Source organism: Denitromonas ohlonensis, from assembly GCF_007625205.1.
Classification (GTDB): Bacteria; Pseudomonadota; Gammaproteobacteria; order Burkholderiales; family Rhodocyclaceae; genus Nitrogeniibacter; species Nitrogeniibacter ohlonensis.
The window spans coordinates 146,773-170,445 of record NZ_VMNI01000015.1 but is presented as its reverse complement, the minus strand read 5'-3'; the positions used below and the strand labels follow the sequence as shown (position 1 = coordinate 170,445).

Below are 23,673 nucleotides of genomic sequence, written 5' to 3'. Positions count from 1 at the left end.
CCCGCGCGGGGGTGGCCGTGTTACTGTCGCCCCTCTCCCGATCGACATGATGCAAAAAGCATGAACGCACCCGCGACCCTGCCGGCCTTTGATGTGCCGCCCCTCAATCCCGACGAACTGCCTTTTGAATTCAGCGGTAGCGGCGGCGCCTACTTCAAGATCTGGATCGTCAATCTGCTGCTGAGCATTGTCACGCTGGGCCTGTATTCCCCCTGGGCCAAGGTGCGCCGCGAACGCTACTTCATGGGGAACACGCTGCTCGATGGCTCGGCCTTCGACTACCACGCCGACCCGGTCAAGATCCTGAAAGGCCGGCTGCTGGTGATGGCGGCGATCGTGGTGCTCAACATCGCTGCCGAGTTCAATCCCCTGTTCAACCTGGTGGTGATGGTGCTGTTTGCCGTGCTGCTGCCGTGGATGATCTCGCGCGCGCTGCGCTTTCGTGCCCACAACACCAGCTGGCGCGGCCTGCGGTTTGCCTTTGACGGTCTCACCTGGGAGGCCGCCAAGGCCTGGGTGCTGTGGCCGATCGCCGGGGTGTTGAGCCTCGGCATCCTTTTTCCTTTCGCGCTCGCCAATCAACGGCGCTACCTGTTCAATCACCTGCGCTTCGGTCAGGCGCAGTTCGACATCGATCTGCCGGTCGGCCCGGTGTATCGCATCTTTGGCCGTGTCGCCTTGCTGGCGCTGGTCTATGTGGCGGTGCTGGTCGCGCTCGGTTTTGTGCTCGGTGGCCCGCTCGACCTGTTCGCCGGCGGCGCGATGGGACAGGGCGGCGGGCGTGAAGTGTTCGGCCTGTATCTGATGCTCGCCATGCTGGCGCTGTATGTCGGTTTTGCGCTGATTGCGCCCTATGTCAGCGCCTGCATGGCCAACCTCAGTTTCAATCGGGCCAATCTGCAGAACCATGGTTTTTTCAGTGACATGGTGGCTGGACGCTATGTGTGGATCGTGCTCACCAACTGGCTGCTGACCGCGCTGACCCTGGGTGCGTACCGGCCCTTTGGCGTGGTGCGCCTGTGGCGTTACCGGGTCGCGCATCTGGCGCTGCTGCCGGCGGGCACACTGACGGCATTCATGGCGGTGCAGGCCGAGGAGGCACGCGTCATCGGCGAAGAGGCGGCCGACCTGCTCGACGTCGATCTGGGCTTCTGAGCATGGCGTCGATTGCCGCCCGCCTGTTCGACGGTCAGACCAGCCGGCCGGTGCCGGTGCGACTCACGGCGTCGGCGGGCCGGGTGGACCTGGAGGTGCTCGACGGCAGTGCACCGCGCGAGTCGTTGGCCGCGGCATCGCTGCACTGGCACGAGCCCCTGGGCACCGCGACGCGGCGGGTCGATCTGCCCGGCGGGCGGCATTGCGAGGTGGTGCCTGATGCCGCGCTGACGGCCTTTCTCCAGGCGCTGGGTCACCGCGAGTCGGGCATCACCGTGTGGCAGCGCAGTGGCCTGCGTGTGGCGCTGGCGATCGGATTGATTCTGGCGGTCGGCCTCGCCGGCTATCGCTGGGGGCTGCCGCTGGTGGCGCGCGCGGTGGCGCAGGCCTTGCCGGTGGCGGCGGTGCAGGCGATCGACGTGCAGTTGTTGCAGACGCTCGACAGCAGCCGGCTGTTGGCGCCGACCGAGCTTCCATCGAGTCGTATCGCGGCCATCGAGATCGAGGTCGCGCCGCTGATTGCGGGCCGAGGCAGCGCCGACCCGGTACGCCTGCATTTTCGCAAGGCGCCGGCCATCGGGGCCAATGCCTTCGCCTTGCCCGGCGGCGACATCGTGGTCACCGATGCGCTGGTGGCGCTGGCGCCCACCGATGCGCATGTGGCGGCGGTGGTGGCGCATGAACTGGGCCATGTGGCGCACCGCCACGGCCTGCGCAATCTCATCCAGGCCTCGGTGCTGGCGGCGGTGATCGGGGTGTGGACCGGCGATTTCAGCTCGCTGGCCACCGCCGGGGCGACCGTCGTGCTCAGCTCGGCCTACTCGCGCGATTTCGAATTCGAGGCCGATGCCTTTGGGGCCGATCTGCTGAGTCGCCATGAGCGCTCGCCGGCGCTGCTGGCGACCATGCTCAAACGGCTTGAACGCGCGCATCAGGCCGAGGGCGAGGCGGCGACGGCGGCCGCGGGAGGCGGCTTGGGCGACTACCTGTCCACCCACCCGGCCACCACCGAGCGCATCGAGCGTTTGACCGGGGCAAACCGGTGAGCGCCCATGCCGGTACAATCGGCGGCTCGTTTTCACGCCGTACGACACAACCATGTTCCTGAGGATTGTCCTCCTTTGCCTGACGGTGACGTTGGTCGGCTGTAGCCGCAGCGCGGTGCATCAGCAAGAAGCCTTTGTCTTCGGTACCCGCGTGGAAGTGCTGGTGTGGGGCGATGATGCCGAGCGCGCGCAGCAGGCGATGGGCGCCGTGCTGCGCGAGTTCGACCGCTTGCACAAGGCCTTCCATGCCTGGAAACCCTCCGAGCTGACGGCGCTGAACCGCATGCTGGCGGCCGGTCAGCGTGCGCAGGTATCGGCCGAACTGGCGACGATGCTGAACGATGCCAAAGCCCTGGCCGCCACCGGCGACCAGCTGTTCAACCCGGCACTTGGCAAGCTGGTGGCCTTGTGGGGGTTTCATGATGACCAGTTCAGCCCGCGCCGGCCGGATCCGGCGGCATTGCAGGCGCTGGTCAGCAGTGCGCCCAACATGGCCGATGTGCACCTCGACGCCGACGGGGTCGCCAGTGACAACCCCGATGTTCAGTTCGATCTGGGCGGCTATGCCAAGGGCTACGCGCTGGATCGCGCGGCCGCCATTTTGCGCGCCGAGGGCGTCGACAATGCGTTGATCAATATCGGTGGCAACGTGATGGCGCTGGGGCGCAAGGGCGACCACCCCTGGCAGGTGGGCATCCAGCATCCGCGTGCGCCGCAGCCGATCGCCGTGCTGGCGCTCTACGATGGCGAGGCCATCGGCACCTCGGGCGACTACCAGCGCTACTTTGAGCTCGACGGCCGGCGCTTCAGCCATCTGATTGACCCGCGCAGCGGCCAGCCCGCCTCGGGGACGCAGGCGGTGACCGTGCTGGTGTCGCCGCAAGCCGGCGCCGGGGTGTTGTCCGATGTGGCCAGCAAACCGGTGTTTCTGGCCGGTGACGCCTGGCGCGAGATGGCGCATCGCTATGGCGTCGAGATGGCGCTGCGTGTGGATGGTGACGGCCGCATCGCCGTGACGCGTGCGCTGCGCGCCCGCATGAAGCCCTTCGGCGGTATCGAGATCGATCAGGTGGTCGACTGAGCGCCGCCCGGACGGTGCAGCGCTCGGCTACAATGGCCGCTCACCCTCGGGCGTGGGTCGCAGATGATCGGTATTCTTCTCATCACACATGCAAATCTTGGCGAAGCCATGATTCAATGCGTATGTCATGTGCTCAACCGGCGCCCGTCGCAGTTGCTGCAGCTCGGGGTGATGGCGCAGGACGATCCGCGGGATCTGCGGCCGATGGCCAAAGAGATGCTCGGCAAGCTCGATCAGGGCGATGGCGTGGTGATTCTGACCGATCTGTATGGCGCCACACCGGCGAATCTGGCGACGTCGCTGGTCAAGCCGGGACAGGTCGAAGCCATCGCCGGCGCCAATCTGCCGATGTTGCTGCGGGTACTGAATTATCGGGAGTACTCCCTCGAGATGGCCGTCAAGCGCGCGATCTCGGGCGCGTGTGACGGGGTGCTCCACATCCATCCGATTCGAACTGACTGAAGACACGATTTATGCCCCGTACCGACGTGGAAATCATCAACCGCCTGGGCCTGCATGCCCGGGCTTCGGCCAAGCTGACCCAGACCGCCAGCAGCTTCCCCTGCGAGGTCTCGCTGGAGCGCAATGGTCGCCGCGTCAATGCCAAAAGCATCATGGGCGTCATGATGCTGGCCGCCGCTCAGGGCGCGACCATCTGCATCGACACCGAGGGCGAGCAAGCCGATGAGGCAATGCAGGCGCTGCTGGATTTGATCAAGGACCGGTTCGGCGAAGACGAATAGCCGGGCGGGAAGTGCGCCCGGTGCGCCGGGTTCTGACGGAATGAGTTGAGCGGGTACGACGGCCCACGGGGGCCTGCCCGAAAAGGGGGATCATGCCTTTCACCCTGCACGGTCTTGCGGTGTCTCAGGGCATCGCCATTGGCCATGTCCATCTGGTGTCGCACGCCTTGCTGGAGGTCAGCCACTATCAGGTGGCGCCGCGCCGACTGGCCGACGAGGTCGCCCGCCTGGCCGCCGCGGTCGACATGGTGCGCGCCGATCTCGGTGAGCTGAAAACCACCGCCGACCAGCAGCCGGGTCACGCCGAGGTGGGGGCGCTGGTCGATCTGCACCTGATGTTCCTCGATGACCCCATGCTCATCGATGCGGCCCGCCAGCTGATCGAAGCTCGGCGTTGCAACGCCGAATGGGCGCTGGTGCAGCAGATGGAGTTGCTCGTCGAGCAATTCGACCAGATCGAAGACGCCTACTTGCGCGAGCGCAAGGCCGATGTGGTGCAGTTGGTCGAGCGTCTGGTCAAGGTCTTGCTCGGCCATCCCGGCCGCCTGCCCAAGAAGCGCAAGAGCGACCTGGCCACCATCGTGGTGGCGCATGACTTGTCGCCGGCCGACACCATCGGTTTCCGCGACCACGCCATCGCCGGCTTCGTCACCGACGTGGGCGGCCCGACCAGTCATACCGCGATCGTTGCGCGGAGCCAGGGCATTCCCGCCGTGGTGGCGCTGCACAATGTGCGCCATCTGGTGCACGACAACGAACTGATCATCATCGATGGCACCCGCGGTGTGGTGATCATCGACCCCGACGAGCGTATCGTCGAAGAGTACACCCTGCGCCAGACCGAGCTGGCGCTGGTGCAGTCCAAGCTGCAGCGGCTCAAGGACACCCGCGCCACCACGCTGGACGGCGAAGAGGTCAAGCTGCTGGCCAACATCGAATTGCCCAAGGATGCGCTGGCGGCGAAGGCGGTGGGTGCCGACGGGGTGGGGCTGTTCCGCACCGAATTCCTGTTTCTCAGCCGCGACGCCCTGCCCGACGAAGACGAGCAGTTCGAGGCCTATCGTCGTGTGCTCAAGAAGATGGGCGACGCACCGGTCACCATCCGGACGCTGGATGTCGGCGCCGACAAGGCGCTCGACAGCATCGGCAAGCGCTCGACCGAAGCCAACCCTGCGCTGGGCATGCGGGCGATCCGCTATTCGCTGTCCGAGCCCAAGGTCTTCCTCACCCAGTTGCGCGCGCTGCTGCGCGCCTCGCACTACGGCAAGCTCAAGATCCTGCTGCCGATGCTGGCGCACGCCCATGAAATGGACCAGTCGCTGGCGCTGATCGCCCAGGCCAAGGTGCAACTGATCGAGCGCAAGCAGAAGTTCGACCCGCGGGTGGAAGTCGGCGGCATGATCGAGGTGCCTGCCGCGGCGCTGTCGCTGGGCATGTTCATCCGCCGCCTGCAGTTTCTGTCGATCGGCACCAATGACCTGATCCAGTACGCGCTGGCGATCGACCGCACCGATGAGGCCGTGGCCCATCTGTATGACCCGCTGCATCCGGCGGTGCTCAAGCTCATCGGCGGCACCATCCAGACCGGCCTGCGCTATGGCGTGCCGGTGTCGGTGTGCGGCGAGATGGCCGGTGACGTGGCCTACACCCGCTTGCTGCTCGGCATGGGGCTGCGTCAGTTTTCGATGCAGGCGACCCAGATGCTCAGCGTCAAACAGGAAATCCTGCGCGCCGATCTGGTCGACCTGGCGCCCAAAGTGCAGCGCATTCTCAAGATGGACGAGCAAGAACGCGTGCATGAGGCGGTCGAGCGCTTGCGCAGCTAAGTGCGCCCACGGTTTGACTTTTTTCCGGCCGAGCGCTAACTTTCAGGCTCATAGCGCCGATTTGACGATCAGCTTGCGGGCGCTCAATAAGTTCGGCTAAAGCGAGGGCAACCTGGTTTGCGCCTCACGGCCGACCGGGTTTTTTGTTTTCAGGATCACCATGACGCAGCCTCAATCCGTCGGTGTCGTCGCACCGCGCACCCAGCGCTTTACCGAGCCGCTCCTGCTCAAGAGCGGCGGGCGCCTCGAAGAATACGAACTGGTCTACGAGACCTACGGCGAGCTGAACGCCGATCGCAGCAATGCGGTGCTGGTGTGTCACGCGCTGTCCGGCTCCCACCATGTGGCCGGCTATTACGCCGATGCGCCCGACAACATTGGCTGGTGGGACAACCTCGTTGGCCCCGGCAAGCCGCTCGATACGCGCAAATTCTTCGTGATCGGGGTGAACAATCTCGGCGGCTGCTACGGCAGCACCGGTCCCACCTCCATCGACCCCGCCACCGGGACGTCGTATGGCGCGAACTTTCCCTTCGTGACCGTGGAAGACTGGGTGGCCTCGCAGGCCCGCCTCGCCGACGTGCTCGGCATCCAGCAGTTCGCCGCTGTGGTCGGCGGTTCGCTGGGCGGCATGCAGGCCTTGTCGTGGACGCTGCAGTATCCGAACCGTGTCGCCAATGCCGCCGTGATCGCCGCCGCGCCCAAGCTGTCGGCCGAGAACATCGCCTTCAACGAAGTGGCCCGTCAGGCCATTCTGACTGACCCGGATTACCACGACGGTGACTACACCGCCCATGGCGTGGTGCCCGAGCGCGGCCTGCGCCTGGCGCGCATGGTCGGGCACATCACTTATCTGTCGGACGACGCGATGGCCGAGAAATTCGGCCGCAGCCTGCGTCACGGCAAGCAGGTGTTCAGCTACGAAGCCGAGTTCGAGATCGAGTCTTACCTGCGCTATCAGGGCAAGAAGTTTGCGGGCTACTTCGACGCCAACACCTATCTGCTGACCACCAAGGCGCTCGACTATTTCGACCCGGCTTTTGAGTACGGTGGCAATCTGCCCGCCGCGCTGTCACGCGCGCAGGCCGATTTTCTGGTGGTGTCCTTTTCCACCGACTGGCGCTTTCCGCCCGAGCGCAGCCATGACATCGTCCAGGCGCTGCTGCACAACCGGCGCAGCGTGAGCTATGCCGAGATCGACTCGGCCGCCGGCCATGACTCCTTTCTGCTCAACGACGCGATCTACCACGGCGTGTTGTCGGCCTATTTCGACCGCATCAAGGTGACCGCCCATGTCTAAGCTCCGCTACGATTTTCAGGCCATTGCCGAGTGGATCGGCGAGGGCGAAACCGTGCTCGATCTGGGCTGCGGCGACGGCAGCCTGCTGCGCCATCTGGCCGATACCCGCGGCGTGCTCGGCTACGGCGTCGAGGCCGACCCGGACAACGTCAAAGCCAGCATCCGCAACGGTATCAACGTGTTGCAGATCGACCTCGAGCGCGGCCTGGCCGGTTTTGAAGACGGCTTCTTCGACCACGTGGTGATGAGCTTCTCGCTGCAGGCCATCCACAACACCATCGGCATCCTCACCGAGATGCTGCGGGTCGGCCACGAGGCGGTGGTGAGCTTCCCGAACTTTGCTTACTGGCGCCACCGGCAGGCGATTCTCAACGGCCACATGCCGGTCTCCGAGAACCTGCCCCACCAGTGGTACAACACGCCCAACGTGCGCTTCTTCACCATCGCCGATTTCGAGCACCTGTGCGAAATGAATGGCATCGTCATCCGCGACGCAATCGGGTTCGACGAGGGCGTGCGCGTGCGCGAAGAGCCCAACTTCCTGGCCAGCGTGGGCTTGTTCCGGCTCGGCCGCGAGCACTGACAAGGCGGTTGTCGCCAGCATGTCCTTCCGCGCGCTGCGCACCCTGGTCGCGATCGAACAGACCGGCAGCTTTGCCGCCGCCGGTGAGCGGCTTGGGCTGACGCAGGCGGCGGTCAGCACGCAGATCCGTCAGCTTGAGGAACATCTGCAGGTTCGCCTGTTCGACCGCGTCGGTCGTAAACAGGTACTCAATCACGACGGGCGTATCGTCCTCGAGCGGGCGCAGCGCATCGTCGCGCTTTACGCACAGCTCGACGAAGGCCTCGGTGCGGCCGGCCAGTTTCGGGGTGAGTTACTGCTGGGGGCGATCTTCAGCATCCAGACCGGGCCGCTCGGCCCGGTGCTGGCGCAGCTTCGTGCGCGCTACCCCGAGCTCAAGATCAAGGTCTTTCATGGCATGTCGATCGACTTGGCCGAGCGCGTCGAGCGCGGCCTGCTCGACGCCGCGATCATCACCGAGCCCATGCAAACGGTGCCGGTGGATTTCGAGTGGAGCACGCTCGAACGCGAACCCTTTTACGTCATCGCTCCACGCGACATCCCGCCCGCGAGCGACGCCGAGCTGCTTGCTCAGCATCCGTTCATACGCCTCGACCCGCGAGCCTGGGCCGGCAGCATGATCGACAACGAACTGCGGCGGCGAGGCATTGCGCCAAACGAAATGATGGAGCTCGACTCGCTTCAAGCCGCCCTGATGATGGTCGAACAAGGCTTGGGTGTGACGGTGATGGCGCTCGGGCGCGACAAGGCGGCCGCGCTGGCGGCGCGCTTCTGTCTGGTGCCTTTTGGCGAGCCGGTGCTCCAGCGCAATGTCGGTCTCTACCAGCGGGCCTCGCATGGACGCAAGGCGCTGGTGAGTGTGCTGCTCGCTGCCTTTGGCCTAGGAAATACATAAATAAAAATGAATAAATCGGCGTGAAAATATAAATTTTCAAGCGGTATTTTGCGGCGTAGGCTTCGTGCATTCGTTTCAGGAGTCATGCATGCCCCCCGCCGTCGAAGCCCTCATCCCCATTACGCTGACCGTACTGATTGGTTATCTGGCCCGCCACCGTTTCGGTGTCGGCGAGGGCGTCTGGAGCGGGCTGGAAAAGCTGACCTACTATTTGTTTGCGCCCGCTCTGTTGGTGGTGTCGCTGGCCAACCGCCCGCTCGACGGGCTGGCCTGGGGCGAGATCTTCGCCACGCTGGTGCTGGTGTTGCTGCTGTGCAGCGCGCTCATCATTGCCTGGCAGCGCTTCTACCGGCCGATCGACCTGCCGTCCTTCACGTCCGTATTTCAGGGCGGTGTGCGTTTCAACAGTTTTGTCGCCCTCGCGCTGGTGGACAACCTGTTCGGCGATGAAGGCCTGATGATCGGCGCCCTGGCGACGGTGGTGATCGTGATCTCGGTGAATATCCTGTGCGTCTCCGTGTTTTCGCTCACCAACCCGGCCAACGGCGGCTGGCGGCGATTGCCGGGGCAGTTGCTGCGCAATCCGCTGATTCTGGGCTGCGTGGTCGGGCTCGGCCTGAACCTCAGTGGTATCGGGTTGCAAAAGGTGCTTGAGGGCCAGCTGATGATGCTTGGCAAGACCGCGCTGCCCATGGCGCTGCTGGCCGTTGGTGCCGCCCTGCATCTGGAGGCCGTCGGCGGTAGTCTGCGTCTGGTCGCTTTCACCTCGGTGATCCAGTTCCTGATCAAACCTGCGGCGGCACTGTTGATTGGTCATGTGCTCGGGCTGGAGGGGCTGACCGCCGTGGTGGTGGTGATCTTCATGGCGGTGCCGACCGCGCCGTCGGCCTATGTGCTGGCGCGCCAGCTGGGCGGGAACGCCCCCGCCATGGCGTCGATCATCACCGGGCAGACCCTGATCGCCTTCCTTACATTGCCGCTCACGCTGGCGATGATTCTGCCAATGCTCGGCAGCCTCCGGTAAACGACAAACCCCGGCAGAAGCCGGGGTTAATATGCGGGGCGCGGATAGGCTCAGCCGACCGAGAAAAGCTTGACGTCAACCTTCATCACCGGGCGGCCCAGCGACACGGCAACGGCCGCGCCGAACTTCTTCGCCCACTCGCCGCCTTCCTTAAAGCGGGCTTCGCCGCCGTATTTGGCGACGTTGAGGATCATGTCCAGCACCAGCACTTTGCCCATCGGGTTGCTCGGGGTGCACTCCAGATCTTCGAATTCCTGCGCAAACCAGGCGCGGGCGGTGCTTTTGTCCATACCCTCGAGGTCGGCGGGGTGAACGACGATTTCGTACTCTTGTGACGGGCCGAACGAGACGAGCACTTGCTGTGACATGGCGGTTCTCCTCTAAATGTTTTGTTTTGAATTGCCTGCATTGTGGCCGCTCCCCTCCGCAGGATCAAGCCACCGTACGACACCGTATGCCAGCTGCGCTTTGATTCCCGGCAAAAACACCACACTTGGCGTGGGATTGGCCTGCTAAAATGCGCCGGTTGTCCACTACTGACAAGGGCTTTGCCGTGCAGATCGTCTGTCTTGACCTCGAAGGTGTGCTGATCCCCGAAATCTGGGTCGAGTTCGCCGCCCGTACCGGTATCGATGCGCTGCGTCGCACCACCCGTGACGAGCCCGATTACGACGTGTTGATGCGTTACCGGCTCGACATCCTGCGCGAGCACAAGCTCGGTCTGCCCGACATCCAGGCCGTCATTGCCGACATGGGGCCGATGCCCGGCGCCAAGGATTTTCTGGATGCCTTGCGCGACACCTTCCAGGTCGTGATCCTGTCCGACACCTTCTATGATTTTGCCAAGCCGATGATGGACCAGCTCGGCCGGCCGACCTTGTTCTGCCACCGGCTCGAAGCCGACGCCAATGGCTTCCTGGTGAACTACCACCTGCGCATGCCCAACCAGAAGCAGGAGGCGGTGCGCCGGTTCAAGGAGCTGAACTTCAAGACCATCGCCGCGGGTGACTCCTACAACGACACCACCATGCTCGGCGAGGCCAATGCCGGCATTCTGTTCTGCCCGCCGGACAACGTGATCCGCGAGTTCCCGCAGTATCCGGTGGTCCGCGACTACGATGCGCTGATGAGCGAAATTCTCTCGGCCAGCGCACGTATCGGGATCTGAACCGGGCGTCAGCCATGAGCGCCGCCTGGGATGCCGAATTGCTGGCCGGGCTCAAGGCGCTGGCCGCGTCGGCGTTTCCCAAGCGCTGCGCCAATTGCGGTCATGTCTATCAGGACGAAGCGGCCTATCTGAGCGAAACCTTACCGATCTCGCCCAACGCCAGCGGGCTCAAGCGTAGTGAAGATGACGATGGCGCGACCATCGTCGAAGCATTTCGCAACTGCGCCTGCGGCTCGACCATGATGGACTTCTTCAGTGATCGCCGAGACGACACCGAGGCCGGCGAACAGCGTCGCGCCCGCTTCGGCGAGTTGCTGAGCTACCTGACCGACCGAGGCCTGGCGCCCGATGCGGCGCGTCACGAGCTGCGCAAAGTCATGCGCGGCGAACCCAGCGACGTGCTGCAGCGCTTCCGGCCCCCCACCTGATATTGCGAATCTCATGCACCGACAACGCTTCTATACCCTCTCCGCCTCCTGCCCCGACCGTGTCGGCATCGTTGCACGGGTCTCGACCTTCATCGCCGAGCATCAGGGCTGGATTCTCGAAACCGCGCTGCACGCTGAGCCGCCCGGTGTCGGTGAATCGGTGGGGCGCTATTTCATGCGCATCGAGATCCGCGCCGATTCGCTGCCCTTCATGCTCAGCGAGTTCCGCGAGCGTTTTGCACCGCTCGCTGGCGAGCTGGAGCTGAGCTGGAAGATCACCGACTCGGCGGTCAAGAAGCGGCTGGTGCTGCTGGTGTCCAAGCAGGAGCACTGCCTCTACGACCTGCTCGCCCGCTGGAAGAGCAAGGAGCTGGACGTCGAAATCCCCTGTGTCATCTCCAACCACAATGACCTGCGCGGCTTCGTCGAGTGGCATGGCATCAGTTTTCACCATGTGCCGGTCACGCCGGACAACAAGGCCGCGGCCTATGCCGAGGTGCAGCGCCTGTTTGAAGAAGTGCACGGCGACACCATGGTGCTGGCGCGCTACATGCAGATCCTGTCGCCTGAGCTGTGCGCCGCTTATCCGGGGCGCATTCTCAACATTCACCACAGCTTCCTGCCCAGCTTCGTGGGCGCCAAGCCCTATCACCAGGCCTACGAAAAAGGCGTCAAGCTGATCGGCGCTACCTGCCACTATGTGACCGCCGACCTCGACCAGGGCCCCATCATCGAGCAGGACGTGATTCGCATCGACCACTCCGATGCGGTCGAAGACATGGTGCGCTACGGCCGCGACATCGAAAAAACCGTGCTGGCCCGTGGCCTGCGCTATCACCTGGAAGACCGGGTGCTGGTGCACGGTCGCAAGACCGTCGTGTTCCGCTAAGCGCGCGCCGGTCACACACAAAAAAGCCGGCACGCCCAGTGGGTCGTGCCGGTTTTTTGTGTCCGGCGCCAAGGTCGGCGCCGGAGGTTTCAGGCGATCAGAACTTGTAAGCCGATTCGCCGTGCGCCGCGATGTCGAGGCCTTCGCGCTCTTCGTCTTCGGCCACACGCAGGCCGACCAGCATATCGACCAGCTTGAAGGCGACCAGCGAGACCACGCCCGACCAGCCGATGGTGACCAGCACGCTATAGGTCTGGATCCAGGTCTGGCTGGCGATCGAGAAGTCCTCGCCACCCGTGCCGCCCAGCGACGGGGCGGTGAACACGCCGGTCAGGATGGCACCCAGGATGCCACCGACACCGTGCACACCGAACACGTCGAGCGAGTCGTCCGCACCGAGCATGCGCTTGAGGCCATTGACGCCCCACAGGCAGATCAGGCCAGAGAGCAGACCGATCACGATGGCGCCCATCGGGCCGACCGAACCGCAGGCCGGGGTGATGGCAACCAGGCCGGCAACCGCACCGGACGCTGCACCCAGCATCGAGGGCTTGCCCTTGAAGATGGCTTCACCGGCGATCCAGGAGAGGGTCGCAGCGGCCGTGGCGGCCAGGGTGTTGATGAAGGCCAGTGCCGCGCCCGAGGTGGCTTCCAGGTTGGAGCCGGCGTTGAAACCGAACCAGCCCACCCACAGCATCGACGCACCGATCATGGTCATGGTCAGCGAGTGCGGTGCCATGGCTTCACGGCCGTAGCCGATCCGCTTGCCCACCAGGTAGGAACCCACCAGACCGGCCACACCGGCGTTGATGTGCACCACGGTACCGCCGGCGAAGTCGAGCGCGCCGTCACCGAGCAGGTAACCGCCCGGGCCCCACACCATGTGGCAGATCGGCAGGTAGCTGAACGAGAACCAGATCACCGTGAACAGCAATACGGCAGAGAACTTGATCCGCTCGGCAAAGGAGCCGACGACCAGCGCGCAGGTGATCCCGGCGAAGGTGGCCTGGAAGGCGACGAAGACCAGCTCCGGCAGCTTCACGTTGTCAGTGAAGGTATCGGCCAGGGTGTCGATGGTCACGCCCGACAGGAAGACTTTGCTGAAGCCGCCGACAAAGGGGCTGGCTTCGGTAAAGGCCACGCTGTAGCCGTAGAGTGCCCACAGCACGACGCCGAGGCTGAACACGACCATGACTTGCATCAGCACGGAGAGCATGTTCTTGGCGCGGACCATGCCGCCGTAGAACAGCGCCAGGCCGGGCACGGCCATGAAGACGACCAGCAAGGTGGCGGTCATCAACCAGGCCACGTCGCCCTTGTCGACGATCACCGCGGCGTCCTGGGCGTGGGCGGGGGCCGCCAGACCGACCAGTGCCGCCAGCATGAGAGATAGGATGGCTTTCATGTATGAGGTCTCCTTACAGGGCGTCGTTACCGGTCTCACCGGTGCGGATGCGGATGGCCTGAGCCAGATCGAACACAAAGATCTTGCCGTCACCGATCTTGCCGGTGTTGCCGGCTTTCTCGATGGCTTCAATGGCCTGGTCCAGCAAGGTCGCGGAGATGGCCGCTTCGATCTTCACTTTGGGCAGAAAATCGACCACGTATTCCGCGCCGCGATACAGCTCGGTGTGGCCTTTCTGACGACCGAAGCCTTTGACTTCGGTCACGGTGATGCCTTGCACGCCGATGGCGGAGAGCGCTTCGCGCACTTCGTCCAGCTTGAAGGGCTTGATGATGGCGACGAGATATTTCATGACAGTTCCCTGTGGTGAGTCCGCCGGGCCGGACAACGGCCCCGCCCGGCGACGGGTTTAGAAGGACTTGGAGACGGAGAGGATCACGCGCGCGTCGGCGTTGTCGTCGTTGTCCACATCAGTGTCGACATAGTTGAGGCCAAAGCTGAAGCCGGCGTAGTCCTTGCTCACACCGACCTTCCAGTCGTTGTAGCTGGTGCCGTTTTCGATCTGCTGGCGGCCGACATGGGCGCCGAGGGTAAAGCCGCCACCGACCTCCTGGCTGGCCGACAGGTCGAAGTACTGGCTGCCGTCGGAGTCGGTTGCGCCGAACAGGTCGGTGAAGGCGTAGGAGTATTTGAAGCTCAGGAACTTCCAGCTCACCCCGACATAAGCTTCGGTCGTGTCGGCGCTTTCACCGCCGATCTTGCCGCCCGGATAGACGTATTGCAGCAGGCCGACGTCGTAGCCGAAATCGCCGAGGGTGTTCTTGAAGCCACCATAGACGTCGACTTCCAGGCTGCCGGTGTCGAGCCAATCAACGTTGGAACCCCACACACCCACATAGAAACCGCTGGCATGGGCGTAGTCGAGTCCGCCCTGAATCGCCATGTTTTCCTTGGTCTGGGAAAAACCACGGTACTGATAGTCGGAGACGAAGCCGACGTTGGCCGAAATCGGGCTGTCTTCGGCGAAGGCTGCACCAGTCAGGCTGGCGAGTGCGACGGCGGTACAGAGGGAACGTTTAAGCATGATGGAAAGCTCCGGGTCAGTTGGGTGATGACCCTATGGCAGGAACTGTGCCAGTTTTTTTGTGATTTAAAATCAATCACTTGTGATGATCGCATTCGACATGTTGCGACGCAGCGCACCGAGAAAATCCAATGCACCACAATGGCGCACCAACTTGGTGCGCACCGGCATGGTGCCTTTTGGGTGTTTGTTGCCACGGGGGATGAGTGCATCGCGGGCGGATTCGCGCGACAATATCGGCGTTTTCGCCTTTGACCTCAGGACGCCGCAATGAACCCACCCCAGTTGCTTGACCAACTCGCCGGAAAATTCGCCGAAGCCGCCGCCAACTCGCCGGTCAAGGACATCGAGAAAAACGTGCGCGCGCTGGCCGCCAGCGCCTTTGCCCGGCTCGATCTCGTGACACGTGAAGAATTTGATGTGCAATGCGCCTTGCTGGAACGGACCAGCGTGCAGCTGGCAGCACTGGAGGCGCGCGTGGCGACACTGGAGGCTGAATTGGCGAAGAAGACCGCCGGCTGATTCGGTCAGCACACAACAAAAAGCGGCCCCGAAAGGGGCCGCTTTTTGTTGTCCGGATGTTTCTGAGATTACATCTGCACCGCTTCGATTGCGATGTCCAGCGTGACTTCGTCGCTGACATTGGGGGCGTACTTGCCAGCGTTGAACTCGCTGCGCTTGATCACCGTGGTGGCGTTGGCGCCGATGGCAGGTTTCTTGAGCATGGGGTGGGCCATGGTCTTGAACGAGGTCACGGTCAGGGTCACCGGGCGGGTCACGCCCTTGAGGGTCAGATTGCCTTCGATGGTGGTCGGCGTGTCGCCGTCGAAATTCACTTTGGTGGACTTGAAGGTGGCGGTCGGGTGATTGGCCGTGTCGAGGAAATCTGCACCCTGGATGTGGCCGTCAAAGGTGTCGTAGCCGGTGTCGACCGAGGTGGTGTCGATGGTCATGTCGACCGAGGCGCTGCGGGCGGCGGCGTCCAGCGTGACCGTGCCGGTGGTCTTGTTGAAGCGCGAGATCTGCTTCGACAGGCCGAAGTGGCTGTACGAGAAGCGCGGGTAGGTGTGCGTGCCTTCGACGGTGTAGACCACCGGCTCGGCGAAGGCCGGTGCGGCGATGAGCGTGGCGAGGGCGGCGGTGAGCAGGGTTTTTTTCATGATGGAACTCCGTGAGTGGGGTTTGGGGTTGGGGGAAATCTATTGCGCCAGTGGCTTGGCGATGAGATGGAAGACCACGTCGACGTTGTTGGCGACGATGTCAAAGCTGGCCCAGTCGCCCTCGCCGATGGCGAAGTCGCCCCGGCGCAGCGGCAGCGCGCCCTCGAACGTGGCGGTCGGTGCGCCCGGGGTGTAGGTGACCGGAAAGCTTACCGGCCGGGTCTTGCCCTTGATGCTGAGCTCGCCGGTGACCTCGAAGCGGTTGTTGCCCAGGGGCTTGACGGCTGAGGAGACAAAGCGTGCCACCGGGTGATTGGCGGTGTCGAACCAGGTCTTGGCCTTGACCTCGTCGTCGCCCTCCGGCGAGCCGGTGTCGATGCCGGCCAGCGGTACTTCGAAGGTCGTCGAGGCGGCCTCGGGGCGAGCCGGGTCGAAGCGCAGTTGTGCCGAGAACTGCTTGAACTGGCCGTCGAGCGTCACGCCCATCTGGGTGTAGCGAAAGCCGACTTTGCTTGCCGTGGTGTCGAGCGTGCCGTACTCGATGGCCTGTGCGGGGCCGGCCAGGCCGAGTGCCAGTGCGGCAGCGAGGGTTGAGCGGGTCAAAGCGGTGTGGGTCATCAAAGTCTCCTTCGGTCGTGCCGAATCAGGATTGCCGGAAGCGGGGCAGCATGCGGGTGAGCACGGTGTCCCGGTCAATGAAATGGTGCTTGAGCGCGGCGGCGACGTGCAGGCCGACCATGGCGAGCAGGGTGAAGTTCAGTGCTTCGTGCACGTCTTTGAGTGTGTCGCCCAGTGCGGCGTCCTTGGCCAGCAGATCGGGCAGCGGCAGCACGCCGAACCACACGGTCTGAAAGCCCTTGGCCGAACTCATCAGCCAGCCTGACAGCGGGATGGCGAGCATCAGGGCATACAGCACCCAGTGGGCGGCACTGGCGGCCAGACGCAGCGCCGGCGGCATGGTGTCGGGCAGCGCCGGGGCGGGGTGGGTGAGCCGCCAGCCGAGGCGGAAGACGATCAGCGCAAACAGCGTCACGCCGGCCCATTTGTGCCATGAGTAGAGCTTGAGCTTGGTCGGCGACAGTGACAGGTCGGTCATGTAGAGGCCAAGGCTGAAGCTGGCGAGGATCCCCAGCGCAATGAGCCAGTGCAGGGCGATGGCGGTGGAAGTGTAGCGTGGTGTCATGGTGGGTCCGTCGGCGCTCAGGCCGCGATGGCTGGGGTGAGGGAGGGTGCGGAAAACACAAAGCTGTCCATGCTCAACTCGCCGGCAAGCACGCCGCCATCGAGCCGGCGGGCCTGTCGCCAGTCGCAACCGGCCGCGCCGATGGCGAAAAACAGCGGCAGAAAGTGTTCGTCTGTGGGGTGTGCGCGCACGGCATGCGGGGCGTGTTCGCGGTAGTTCAGCAGCGCATCCAGATCGCCGGCCTGCAGGTGCGCCCACACCCAATGGGCAAACTCGGCGGCATAAGGTTCCGCGGGGGTGTCAACAAAATAGTCGCGTAGATTGTGGGTCAGACTGCCAGAGCCGATCAGCAGGACGCCCGCTTCGCGCAGGGGCGCCAGGGCCTGCCCCAGTTCGAGCAGCGCCAGGGGCGACGGGGCCGAGGGCTGCGAGATCTGGATGACCGGCACATCGGCCGCCGGATACAGGTGCCTCAGCGGCACCCACACACCGTGGTCGCGGCCGCGGCTGTCGTTGCGGCGGGCGTGCAGGCCGTGGCGCGCCAGCTCGGCGATTACCTTGTCGGCCACCTCGGGGGCCCCCGGCGCCGGGTAGTCCAGCGCATACAGCGCGCGGGGGAAGCCGCCGAAGTCGTGCACCGTCTCGCGGGTGGCGCCGCTGGCGACTTCCAGCGTCGGGCGCATCCAGTGCGGCGATACCACCACCACGGCGCGCGGCCGCGGCAACGACCGCCCGATCGCGCCCAGCGCCGGGCCGAGGCGGCCGGGCTCGACCGCGAACATCGGCGATCCGTGCGAGATGAAGAGGGCGGGGAGAGACATCATGAACTCCTGTGCGTTAGGTCACTGCGGGTGGGGCCCGCGTTGAGATGCATCATATTGGGCTAGCGATTCCGGATAAACAGCGCAGTGCTTGATTGATTGTCGACAAAAACGTGACAATGGGGGCATGGACCGATTTCGTGAAATGCAGTGTTTCGTGGCCGTGGTCGAGGCTGGCAGTTTTGTCGGCGCGGCCGATCTGTTGCGCCTGTCGAAGGCGGCGGTCTCGCGCAGCGTGATCGACCTGGAAGCCCGGCTCGGCGCGCGCCTGCTCCAGCGCACGACGCGCCGGCTGTCGATCACCGAGGCCGGGCGCGCCTACTACGGTCGCTGCAAGCAGATCCTCGACGAGCTTGCAGAGGCCGAGAGCGCGGTCGGCGAGGTCACCGGGCATCCGGTCGGCAGTCTGCGCATCAATGCGCCGCTGTCCTTCGGCGTGCTGCATCTGGCGCCTTTGTGGGGGCCGTTCATGGCGCGTTATCCGGATGTGTCGCTGGATGTCGACCTGGCCGACCGGCTCATTGATGTGGTCGAGGAGGGCTACGACGCGGTGATCCGCATCAGCCGCATGCAGGACTCCACCCTGGTGTACCGGCGCCTCGCCGCGACCCGGGTGATTGCCACCGCCACGCCCGAGTACCTCGCCGCGCATGGCACACCGACACAGGTGGCCGAGCTGGCCGACCACGCGGTGATCGCTTACAGCTATGCGCCCGGTGGTGACACCTGGCGGTTCGACACCCCCGACGGTCCTCAGGAAGTGCAGACTACGCCACGCATGCGCACCAACAATGGTGACACCTGCCGCGCGGTGGCGCTGGCGCACCAGGGTGTCGTGCTGCAGCCCGATTTTCTGGTCGGCGACGACCTCGCCGAGGGGCGGCTGGTCGAGGTGCTGCCCGAGTGCCGCCTGCCCGAGATCGGCGTCTATGTGGTCTATCCCTCGCGCCGACACCTGTCGGTCAAGGTGCGGGTGCTGGTCGATTTTCTGGTCGAGGCCTTCGCCGCCTCGCCCTGGCACCGACCGGCCGGAGGTGGCGTGGCGGCGCAGGGCCGGTGGTAGAATTGGCGCCCCCTACCGCCGCCATCCCCATGTCCGTGCTGCCTTCCCCCGCCGCCCTGCCGCCGCGCCGTCTGGCCATCGCGCCCATGCTCGACTGGACCGACCGCTTCTACCGCTACTTTGCGCGGCAGATCACCCGGCGCACCTGGCTGTATACCGAGATGGTGACCACCGGCGCGCTGATCCACGGTCGCGACCCCGGTCGCTTTCTGCGCTTCGACGACTGCGAACACCCGCTGGCGCTGCAGCTCGGAGGTAGCGATCCGGCGGATCTGGCGCGCTGCGCCCGGTTGGCGACCGAGTGGGGCTACGACGAGATCAACCTCAACGTCGGCTGTCCGTCCGAGCGGGTGCAGTCCGGTGCCTTCGGCGCCTGCCTGATGGCCGAGCCCGATCTGGTCGCCGATTGCCTCAAGGCCATGCAGGACGTCACCGACCGCGCCGTGACCGTCAAACACCGCATCGGCATCGACAGCGTTGAGGACTACAGTTATCTGCGCGATTTTGTCGGCCAGGTACACGCGGCGAGCGGCTGCACGGTGTTCATCGTGCATGCGCGTAACGCGATCCTCAAAGGCCTGTCGCCCAAAGAGAACCGCGACATCCCGCCGCTCAGGTACCACTACGTGCATCAGCTCAAGCGCGACTTCCCCGCGCTGGAGATTCTCATCAATGGTGGCTTCACCGACTGGGACACCATTGCCGCGCAATGGCCGGCGGTGGATGGCGTGATGGTCGGCCGCGAGGCCTATCACAACCCCTGGTTGCTGGCCGAGGCCGACGCGCGCGGCTGGGGCGACACCGAGGCCATGCCCACGCGGCTGGCGGTAGTCGACGCGATGGTCAGCTTCATGGCCGCGCAGATTGCCGAGGGCGTGCCGCTCAAGACCATGACCCGCCATGTGCTCGGCCTCTATCACGGCATGCCCGGCGCGCGGCAGTGGCGACGCATGCTGTCTGACCCGAATCGGCTGCGCGCCAATGACCCGCGCCTGTTGATCGACGCGGCCAATGCGGTGGAGCAACGCCACGCCGCCTGAGCGGCATTGACACGGCATATTCCAATCGCATCGCGGGCCCGCTACACTCGGGCCCCATGTCACTCGCCCTTGTTCATACCCGTGCCCTCGATGGCATGGACGCCCCGCCGGTTGTCGTCGAAGTGCACCTCGCCAACGGCCTGCCCGCCTTCAATCTGGTCGGGCTGCCCGACACCGAAGTGCGCGAGGCGCGCGAGCGGGTGCGCGCCGCGCTGCAAACCGGCAACTTTGAATTCCCCCAGCGACGCATCACCGTCAACCTGGCGCCGGCCGATCTGCCCAAGGAGGGCGGGCGCTTCGACCTGCCGATTGCGGTCGGCATTCTCGCCGCTTCGGGTCAGCTCAACGCGGCGACGCTCGCCAGTCATGAGTTTGCCGGCGAGCTGTCGCTGTCGGGCGAGTTGCGTCCGATTCGTGGCGCGCTGGCCATGGCGCTGCAAACCCGCGCCGCCGGGCGGACGCTGATTTTGCCCACCGCCAGCGCACAAGAAGCCGCGCGGGTGCGCGATGTGTCGGTGCGCCCGGCCGACAGCCTGCTCGCCGTGTGCGCGCATCTCAATGGCCAGACGTTGTTGCCCGATGCGCCGCCACCGTCCGATTCGGCGCCCCTGCCCGCCCCGCCCGATCTCGCCGATGTCAAAGGCCAGCTCGAAGCGCGCCGGGCGCTGGAGGTGGCCGCGGCTGGGTCGCATTCGCTCTTGATGTACGGGCCGCCTGGCACCGGCAAGTCCATGCTTGCCCAGCGGCTGGCCGGCATTTTGCCGCCGCTGGATGAAGCGGCGGCGCTGGAGGCGGCGGCGGTGCAGTCTTTGGCCGGGCATTTTGATCCGGCCAGTTGGGGGCGGCGGACTTTCCGTGCGCCGCATCACTCAGCCTCCGCGCCGGCCATCGTCGGGGGCGGGGCGATTCCGGGGCCCGGCGAGATCAGCATGGCGCATCACGGCGTGCTGTTTCTGGACGAGTTGCCGGAGTTCGACCGCCGCGTGCTCGAAGCTCTGCGCGAGCCGCTGGAAAGCGGGCATGTCGAGGTGGCGCGGGCACGGCGTCGGGCGCGGTTTCCGGCGCGCTTTCAGCTCGTTGCGGCGATGAATCCTTGCCCGTGTGGGTACCTGGGCGACGCGCGTGGACGTTGCCGATGCACGCCGGACCAGGTCGCGCGCTACCGTGGCAAGCTCTCCGGCCCCCTGCTCGATCGTATCGATCTGACGCTCGAAGTGGGCGCGCTGAACGCCGCCGAACTCGAACGCGCGGAGCCCGGCGAGGACAGCGCCACCGTGCTCGCCCGGGTGCTCGCCGCGCGCCAACGTCAGCAGGCGCGGCAGGGTGGCAACAACGCCGCGCTCGATGCCGCTGGCGTGGTGCGGCATTGCCGGCCGGATGATCGCGGGCGTCAGGTGCTGGCGCGCGCGGTCGAATCGCTCGGTCTGTCGGCGCGCAGCCATGACCGCATCCTGCGCGTGGCGCGCACGATTGCCGATCTGGCCGGGGCGGAGGGTGTCGCCGCGCCGCATGTGGCCGAGGCCATCCAGTACCGCCGCGGGCTCGGCGCCTCGGCGCGATAAGCAGTACACTGAGGCGCTCCGCGATCGCGCCTTTTGGCCGGTCGCCATTTTCTTTAGCGACCCGGAATGCACCGCTCCTACACGCAACTGGCCATTATCCTGGCGGCGCTGGCCGCGATCGGCCCGTTCTCGATCGACACCTACCTGCCGGCCTTCCATGCCATGGAAACCGACCTGGGCACGACGCGCTATGCCGTGCAGCAGACGCTCACGCTGTACATGGTGATGTTCGCCGTCATGGTGTTATGGCATGGCGCGCTGTCCGACGGCTTCGGCCGGCGCCGGGTGCTGGTGGTGGCGATGGCCATGTTCACCCTGGCCTCGGTGCTGTGTACCGTGGCCCCGACGATCGAATGGATGTGGGTCGGGCGCGCCCTGCAGGGCATGAGCGCCGGTGCCGGCATGGTGATCGGCCGCGCGATTGTGCGCGATGTGCTCGACGGCCCCGACGCGCAGCGCCTGATGTCGCATGTGGTGATGATGTTCGCGGTGGCACCGGCGGTGGCGCCGATCATCGGCGGCTGGATTCTGGTCTTCGCCGACTGGCGCGCGATTTTCGCCTTTCTGGCGCTGTACGGGCTGGTAATGACCGTGGTCTGCCACCGCGTCTTGCCCGAAACCCTGCCCCCCGACAAGCGCCAGCCCCTCCATCTGGGGGATCTCGCGCGGGCCTATGGCCAGGTGCTGCGCAAGCCGGCCTTCTTGCTGCTGACCGGCGCGCTGGCGCTGAACTTCAACGGTTTCTTCATCTACGTGCTGTCGGCGCCGACCTTTCTGGTCGACCATCTCGGCCGCTCGCCGCAAGCCTTTGCCTGGCTGTTCGTGCCGGCCATGGGCGGCTTGCTGGTCGGCTCCTGGCTGTCGGGCCGGGTCGCCGGGCACTGGTCGCCCAAGCGCAGCGTGAGCATCGGCTATGCGGTCATGGGCGCGTCGGCGCTGGCCAATGTCGTGGTGTCGACGGCGATGACGCCCGGCCTGCCGCAGTCGGTCGCGCCGATCGCGCTCTACACCTTGGGCATGTCGCTGACCATGCCGAACCTGACCCTGATGGCGCTGGACCTGTTCCCGCTGCGCCGTGGCCTGGCCTCAAGCTGCCAGAGCTTCATGCAGATGGCCGTCAATGCGCTGACCGCGGCGGTGACCGCGCCCCTGCTGTGGGGGAGCGTTCAGACCCTGAGTCTGGGCATGGTGACGTATCTGGTGCTCGGCGCCGCGGCGGCGGGGGCGGTGTTTTTCCGGATGGCCGAGTCACGGTGAGCGCCTTGGCCGCGCGCCAGGCTACGCGAGATTCTGGCGTCTGAATTCGCCGGGTGAGCAGCCGACTTCGCGCTTGAAGAACTTCACGAAATTGGTCGGTTCATCGAAGCCGATGCGATCGGCGATCTGGGCGATCGGCAAGGCGGTGTGGGCCAGCAGGCGTTTGGCTTCGAGATTGATCCGCGCGGCGATGTAAGTCTTTGCCGTCACGCCAGCCACGTCGAGCGTCGCCCGGCTCAGGCTTTTTTCCGAACAACCCAACTGACGCGCGTAGCCAGCGACCTGATGCTGGCGGGCAAAGTCCTTTTCCAGCCGCTGCTTGAAGCGTTTGAAGCGCTGAAGGTTCGGCGAGGCCTGGCCCGACGGGCTGCTTTGCCGGCCATGGATCAGGTGCAGTCGCGTCAGCAGGGCCGACAGTTGGTGCCTCAGCAACCTGTTCACGTCTTTGGTGGGGGCGTCGAGTCGCGTGTCCTCATGCATCTGCGCCAAGGCGTGGATGACCGCCTGGCGGTCCTTCTCAGCGAGCAGCTGATGCTCGGGCAGCGATTCCAGACCGCTGACCATCTGCAGGTCGTCGACCGATGCCGTGCTGTGCACTGGCAACAGGAACTCCGGGCGGAAGATCGTGACCCAGCCCTCCCAGTCACTCGAAAAATCGAAGCGCTGTGCTTGCGCCGGACGTAGCGCCAGCAAGGCACCGGGGCGGCAGGGGATCGGGGTGAAGTCGACGGTGTGAACGCAGTGCCCCTGACTGACCAGGATCAGGACGTGAAAGTCGATGCGATGCGCCAGGCGTTCGTCCTCCTCGACGACCCGTTGCCGCAGCTCCGACATTGACATCACCTCGAGATCCAGCCGGTAGCGGTCGGGCGGCTGGTAGCCAATGCGCTTCAGCTCGTCGCTGCCTTGCCTCGGCTTGGTCATTCGTGATGTGTCCGTTTTTCACCATTCATTCGCAGC

At 65.1% G+C, this 23,673-nt stretch carries 28 protein-coding genes; 18 read left to right on the top strand and 10 right to left on the bottom strand.

Annotated features, from left to right (window positions below; all coding sequences use genetic code 11):
* Positions 1-60 precede the first annotated feature (60 nt).
* The 10 genes from FHP89_RS15650 (at position 61) to FHP89_RS15605 (ending at position 9,653) form a co-directional block, all read left to right on the top strand.
* Positions 61-1,155: a YjgN family protein gene (locus FHP89_RS15650; RefSeq protein WP_144174588.1), complete on the top strand. Its 1,095-nt coding sequence runs from the start codon at positions 61-63 to the stop codon at positions 1,153-1,155.
* Positions 1,156-1,157: 2 nt separating this feature from the next.
* A complete protein-coding gene (locus FHP89_RS15645) occupies positions 1,158-2,201 on the top strand; it encodes a M48 family metallopeptidase (protein WP_144174586.1) in 1,044 nt (347 codons plus the stop codon).
* Positions 2,202-2,253: 52 nt separating this feature from the next.
* Positions 2,254-3,282, top strand: coding sequence for an FAD:protein FMN transferase (locus tag FHP89_RS15640; RefSeq protein WP_144174584.1), 1,029 nt, complete (start codon positions 2,254-2,256; stop codon positions 3,280-3,282).
* A gap of 63 nt (positions 3,283-3,345) precedes the next feature.
* A complete protein-coding gene (locus FHP89_RS15635) occupies positions 3,346-3,744 on the top strand; it encodes a PTS sugar transporter subunit IIA (protein WP_144174582.1) in 399 nt (132 codons plus the stop codon).
* A gap of 11 nt (positions 3,745-3,755) precedes the next feature.
* A complete protein-coding gene (locus tag FHP89_RS15630; RefSeq protein WP_144174580.1) occupies positions 3,756-4,025 on the top strand; it encodes an HPr family phosphocarrier protein in 270 nt (89 codons plus the stop codon).
* Positions 4,026-4,117: 92 nt separating this feature from the next.
* Complete coding sequence (ptsP, locus tag FHP89_RS15625) at positions 4,118-5,851, top strand: phosphoenolpyruvate--protein phosphotransferase (protein ID WP_144174578.1); 1,734 nt, start codon at positions 4,118-4,120, stop codon at positions 5,849-5,851.
* Between the two features lie 160 nt (positions 5,852-6,011).
* Positions 6,012-7,151 carry a homoserine O-succinyltransferase MetX gene (gene metX, locus FHP89_RS15620; protein WP_144174576.1) on the top strand — a complete coding sequence of 380 codons (1,140 nt, stop codon included), beginning with the start codon at positions 6,012-6,014 and terminating at the stop codon, positions 7,149-7,151.
* A complete protein-coding gene (gene metW, locus FHP89_RS15615) occupies positions 7,144-7,734 on the top strand; it encodes a methionine biosynthesis protein MetW (RefSeq protein ID WP_144174574.1) in 591 nt (196 codons plus the stop codon). Before metX ends, metW begins: the two co-directional genes overlap by 8 nt.
* 19 nt (positions 7,735-7,753) lie before the next feature.
* Complete coding sequence (locus FHP89_RS15610; RefSeq protein ID WP_144174572.1) at positions 7,754-8,629, top strand: LysR family transcriptional regulator; 876 nt, start codon at positions 7,754-7,756, stop codon at positions 8,627-8,629.
* An 88-nt stretch (positions 8,630-8,717) separates the two neighbouring features.
* Positions 8,718-9,653, top strand: a complete 936-nt coding sequence (locus FHP89_RS15605) for an AEC family transporter (RefSeq protein WP_144174570.1) — start codon at positions 8,718-8,720, stop codon at positions 9,651-9,653.
* 50 nt (positions 9,654-9,703) lie between these two features.
* Here FHP89_RS15605 and FHP89_RS15600 read toward each other — a convergent pair whose 3' ends face one another.
* Positions 9,704-10,021 (bottom strand): hypothetical protein, encoded by a 318-nt coding sequence (locus FHP89_RS15600; RefSeq protein WP_144174568.1) that lies wholly within the window; start codon positions 10,019-10,021, stop codon positions 9,704-9,706.
* A 185-nt stretch (positions 10,022-10,206) separates the two neighbouring features.
* Between FHP89_RS15600 and thrH the strand changes: the two genes are divergently transcribed.
* From thrH to purU, 3 genes are read left to right on the top strand one after another with little or no spacing between them, the layout of a single operon-like run.
* Complete coding sequence (thrH, locus tag FHP89_RS15595; protein ID WP_144174764.1) at positions 10,207-10,821, top strand: bifunctional phosphoserine phosphatase/homoserine phosphotransferase ThrH; 615 nt, start codon at positions 10,207-10,209, stop codon at positions 10,819-10,821.
* Positions 10,822-10,835: 14 nt separating this feature from the next.
* A complete protein-coding gene (locus tag FHP89_RS15590) occupies positions 10,836-11,249 on the top strand; it encodes an oxidoreductase (protein WP_144174565.1) in 414 nt (137 codons plus the stop codon).
* 13 nt (positions 11,250-11,262) lie between these two features.
* Complete coding sequence (gene purU / locus FHP89_RS15585; protein ID WP_144174563.1) at positions 11,263-12,138, top strand: formyltetrahydrofolate deformylase; 876 nt, start codon at positions 11,263-11,265, stop codon at positions 12,136-12,138.
* A 97-nt stretch (positions 12,139-12,235) separates the two neighbouring features.
* Here the strand turns inward: purU and FHP89_RS15580 are convergent, their stop codons facing one another.
* The 4 genes from FHP89_RS15580 to FHP89_RS20995 all read right to left on the bottom strand — a co-directional run bounded on the left by FHP89_RS15580 (position 12,236) and on the right by FHP89_RS20995 (position 14,861).
* Positions 12,236-13,543 carry an ammonium transporter gene (locus FHP89_RS15580; RefSeq protein WP_144174561.1) on the bottom strand — a complete coding sequence of 436 codons (1,308 nt, stop codon included), beginning with the start codon at positions 13,541-13,543 and terminating at the stop codon, positions 12,236-12,238.
* Positions 13,544-13,556: 13 nt separating this feature from the next.
* Positions 13,557-13,895, bottom strand: coding sequence for a P-II family nitrogen regulator (locus tag FHP89_RS15575; RefSeq protein ID WP_144174559.1), 339 nt, complete (start codon positions 13,893-13,895; stop codon positions 13,557-13,559).
* 57 nt (positions 13,896-13,952) lie between these two features.
* Complete coding sequence (locus FHP89_RS15570; protein ID WP_144174557.1) at positions 13,953-14,627, bottom strand: TorF family putative porin; 675 nt, start codon at positions 14,625-14,627, stop codon at positions 13,953-13,955.
* Between the two features lie 72 nt (positions 14,628-14,699).
* Complete coding sequence (locus FHP89_RS20995) at positions 14,700-14,861, bottom strand: hypothetical protein (RefSeq protein ID WP_186300823.1); 162 nt, start codon at positions 14,859-14,861, stop codon at positions 14,700-14,702.
* 36 nt (positions 14,862-14,897) lie between these two features.
* Here FHP89_RS20995 and FHP89_RS15565 point away from each other — a divergent pair, with 36 nt between their 5' ends.
* Entirely contained in the window at positions 14,898-15,149 is a 252-nt protein-coding gene (locus FHP89_RS15565) for an accessory factor UbiK family protein (protein WP_144174552.1), read from the top strand.
* 68 nt (positions 15,150-15,217) lie between these two features.
* Here the strand turns inward: FHP89_RS15565 and FHP89_RS15560 are convergent, their stop codons facing one another.
* Genes FHP89_RS15560 through FHP89_RS15545 form a run of 4 tightly spaced genes read right to left on the bottom strand, consistent with a single transcriptional unit; the run spans position 15,218 to position 17,791 of the window.
* Entirely contained in the window at positions 15,218-15,787 is a 570-nt protein-coding gene (locus FHP89_RS15560) for a YceI family protein (RefSeq protein ID WP_144174550.1), read from the bottom strand.
* Positions 15,788-15,826: 39 nt separating this feature from the next.
* A complete protein-coding gene (locus tag FHP89_RS15555; protein WP_144174548.1) occupies positions 15,827-16,405 on the bottom strand; it encodes a YceI family protein in 579 nt (192 codons plus the stop codon).
* A 25-nt stretch (positions 16,406-16,430) separates the two neighbouring features.
* Positions 16,431-16,970, bottom strand: coding sequence for a cytochrome b (locus tag FHP89_RS15550; protein ID WP_144174546.1), 540 nt, complete (start codon positions 16,968-16,970; stop codon positions 16,431-16,433).
* A 17-nt stretch (positions 16,971-16,987) separates the two neighbouring features.
* Positions 16,988-17,791 carry a DODA-type extradiol aromatic ring-opening family dioxygenase gene (locus FHP89_RS15545; RefSeq protein WP_144174544.1) on the bottom strand — a complete coding sequence of 268 codons (804 nt, stop codon included), beginning with the start codon at positions 17,789-17,791 and terminating at the stop codon, positions 16,988-16,990.
* 127 nt (positions 17,792-17,918) lie between these two features.
* On the opposite strand from FHP89_RS15545, the gene FHP89_RS15540 reads away from it, so the two are divergent.
* From FHP89_RS15540 to FHP89_RS15525, 4 genes are all read left to right on the top strand, one after another.
* Positions 17,919-18,854 carry a LysR family transcriptional regulator gene (locus tag FHP89_RS15540; protein ID WP_144174542.1) on the top strand — a complete coding sequence of 312 codons (936 nt, stop codon included), beginning with the start codon at positions 17,919-17,921 and terminating at the stop codon, positions 18,852-18,854.
* Between the two features lie 29 nt (positions 18,855-18,883).
* Positions 18,884-19,894 (top strand): tRNA dihydrouridine(20/20a) synthase DusA, encoded by a 1,011-nt coding sequence (dusA, locus tag FHP89_RS15535; RefSeq protein WP_144174538.1) that lies wholly within the window; start codon positions 18,884-18,886, stop codon positions 19,892-19,894.
* A gap of 56 nt (positions 19,895-19,950) precedes the next feature.
* Positions 19,951-21,456 (top strand): YifB family Mg chelatase-like AAA ATPase, encoded by a 1,506-nt coding sequence (locus tag FHP89_RS15530; protein WP_144174530.1) that lies wholly within the window; start codon positions 19,951-19,953, stop codon positions 21,454-21,456.
* A 66-nt stretch (positions 21,457-21,522) separates the two neighbouring features.
* Positions 21,523-22,713, top strand: a complete 1,191-nt coding sequence (locus FHP89_RS15525) for a multidrug effflux MFS transporter (RefSeq protein WP_144174521.1) — start codon at positions 21,523-21,525, stop codon at positions 22,711-22,713.
* Positions 22,714-22,734: 21 nt separating this feature from the next.
* On the opposite strand, the gene FHP89_RS15520 is transcribed toward FHP89_RS15525, so the two are convergent.
* Positions 22,735-23,637 (bottom strand): AraC family transcriptional regulator, encoded by a 903-nt coding sequence (locus tag FHP89_RS15520; protein ID WP_144174514.1) that lies wholly within the window; start codon positions 23,635-23,637, stop codon positions 22,735-22,737.
* Between the last annotated feature and the right edge of the window lie 36 nt (positions 23,638-23,673).

Bases quoted from the DNA above. Each gene is read 5' to 3' on its own strand.
- FHP89_RS15525 (WP_144174521.1), top strand. From the start codon at position 21,523: ATGCACCGCTCCTACACGCAACTGGCCATTATCCTGGCGGCGCTGGCC.
- FHP89_RS15545 (WP_144174544.1), bottom strand. From the start codon at position 17,791: ATGTCTCTCCCCGCCCTCTTCATCTCGCACGGATCGCCGATGTTCGCG.
- metW (WP_144174574.1), top strand. From the start codon at position 7,144: ATGTCTAAGCTCCGCTACGATTTTCAGGCCATTGCCGAGTGGATCGGC.
- FHP89_RS15520 (WP_144174514.1), bottom strand. From the start codon at position 23,637: ATGACCAAGCCGAGGCAAGGCAGCGACGAGCTGAAGCGCATTGGCTAC.
- dusA (WP_144174538.1), top strand. From the start codon at position 18,884: ATGTCCGTGCTGCCTTCCCCCGCCGCCCTGCCGCCGCGCCGTCTGGCC.
- FHP89_RS15590 (WP_144174565.1), top strand. From the start codon at position 10,836: ATGAGCGCCGCCTGGGATGCCGAATTGCTGGCCGGGCTCAAGGCGCTG.
- FHP89_RS15570 (WP_144174557.1), bottom strand. From the start codon at position 14,627: ATGCTTAAACGTTCCCTCTGTACCGCCGTCGCACTCGCCAGCCTGACT.
- FHP89_RS15550 (WP_144174546.1), bottom strand. From the start codon at position 16,970: ATGACACCACGCTACACTTCCACCGCCATCGCCCTGCACTGGCTCATT.
- FHP89_RS15635 (WP_144174582.1), top strand. From the start codon at position 3,346: ATGATCGGTATTCTTCTCATCACACATGCAAATCTTGGCGAAGCCATG.
- FHP89_RS15610 (WP_144174572.1), top strand. From the start codon at position 7,754: ATGTCCTTCCGCGCGCTGCGCACCCTGGTCGCGATCGAACAGACCGGC.
- FHP89_RS15540 (WP_144174542.1), top strand. From the start codon at position 17,919: ATGGACCGATTTCGTGAAATGCAGTGTTTCGTGGCCGTGGTCGAGGCT.
- FHP89_RS15560 (WP_144174550.1), bottom strand. From the start codon at position 15,787: ATGAAAAAAACCCTGCTCACCGCCGCCCTCGCCACGCTCATCGCCGCA.
- FHP89_RS15600 (WP_144174568.1), bottom strand. From the start codon at position 10,021: ATGTCACAGCAAGTGCTCGTCTCGTTCGGCCCGTCACAAGAGTACGAA.
- FHP89_RS15565 (WP_144174552.1), top strand. From the start codon at position 14,898: ATGAACCCACCCCAGTTGCTTGACCAACTCGCCGGAAAATTCGCCGAA.
- FHP89_RS15640 (WP_144174584.1), top strand. From the start codon at position 2,254: ATGTTCCTGAGGATTGTCCTCCTTTGCCTGACGGTGACGTTGGTCGGC.
- FHP89_RS15645 (WP_144174586.1), top strand. From the start codon at position 1,158: ATGGCGTCGATTGCCGCCCGCCTGTTCGACGGTCAGACCAGCCGGCCG.
- FHP89_RS15530 (WP_144174530.1), top strand. From the start codon at position 19,951: ATGTCACTCGCCCTTGTTCATACCCGTGCCCTCGATGGCATGGACGCC.
- FHP89_RS15555 (WP_144174548.1), bottom strand. From the start codon at position 16,405: ATGACCCACACCGCTTTGACCCGCTCAACCCTCGCTGCCGCACTGGCA.
- FHP89_RS15630 (WP_144174580.1), top strand. From the start codon at position 3,756: ATGCCCCGTACCGACGTGGAAATCATCAACCGCCTGGGCCTGCATGCC.
- metX (WP_144174576.1), top strand. From the start codon at position 6,012: ATGACGCAGCCTCAATCCGTCGGTGTCGTCGCACCGCGCACCCAGCGC.
- purU (WP_144174563.1), top strand. From the start codon at position 11,263: ATGCACCGACAACGCTTCTATACCCTCTCCGCCTCCTGCCCCGACCGT.
- FHP89_RS15605 (WP_144174570.1), top strand. From the start codon at position 8,718: ATGCCCCCCGCCGTCGAAGCCCTCATCCCCATTACGCTGACCGTACTG.
- FHP89_RS15580 (WP_144174561.1), bottom strand. From the start codon at position 13,543: ATGAAAGCCATCCTATCTCTCATGCTGGCGGCACTGGTCGGTCTGGCG.
- FHP89_RS15650 (WP_144174588.1), top strand. From the start codon at position 61: ATGAACGCACCCGCGACCCTGCCGGCCTTTGATGTGCCGCCCCTCAAT.
- FHP89_RS15575 (WP_144174559.1), bottom strand. From the start codon at position 13,895: ATGAAATATCTCGTCGCCATCATCAAGCCCTTCAAGCTGGACGAAGTG.
- ptsP (WP_144174578.1), top strand. From the start codon at position 4,118: ATGCCTTTCACCCTGCACGGTCTTGCGGTGTCTCAGGGCATCGCCATT.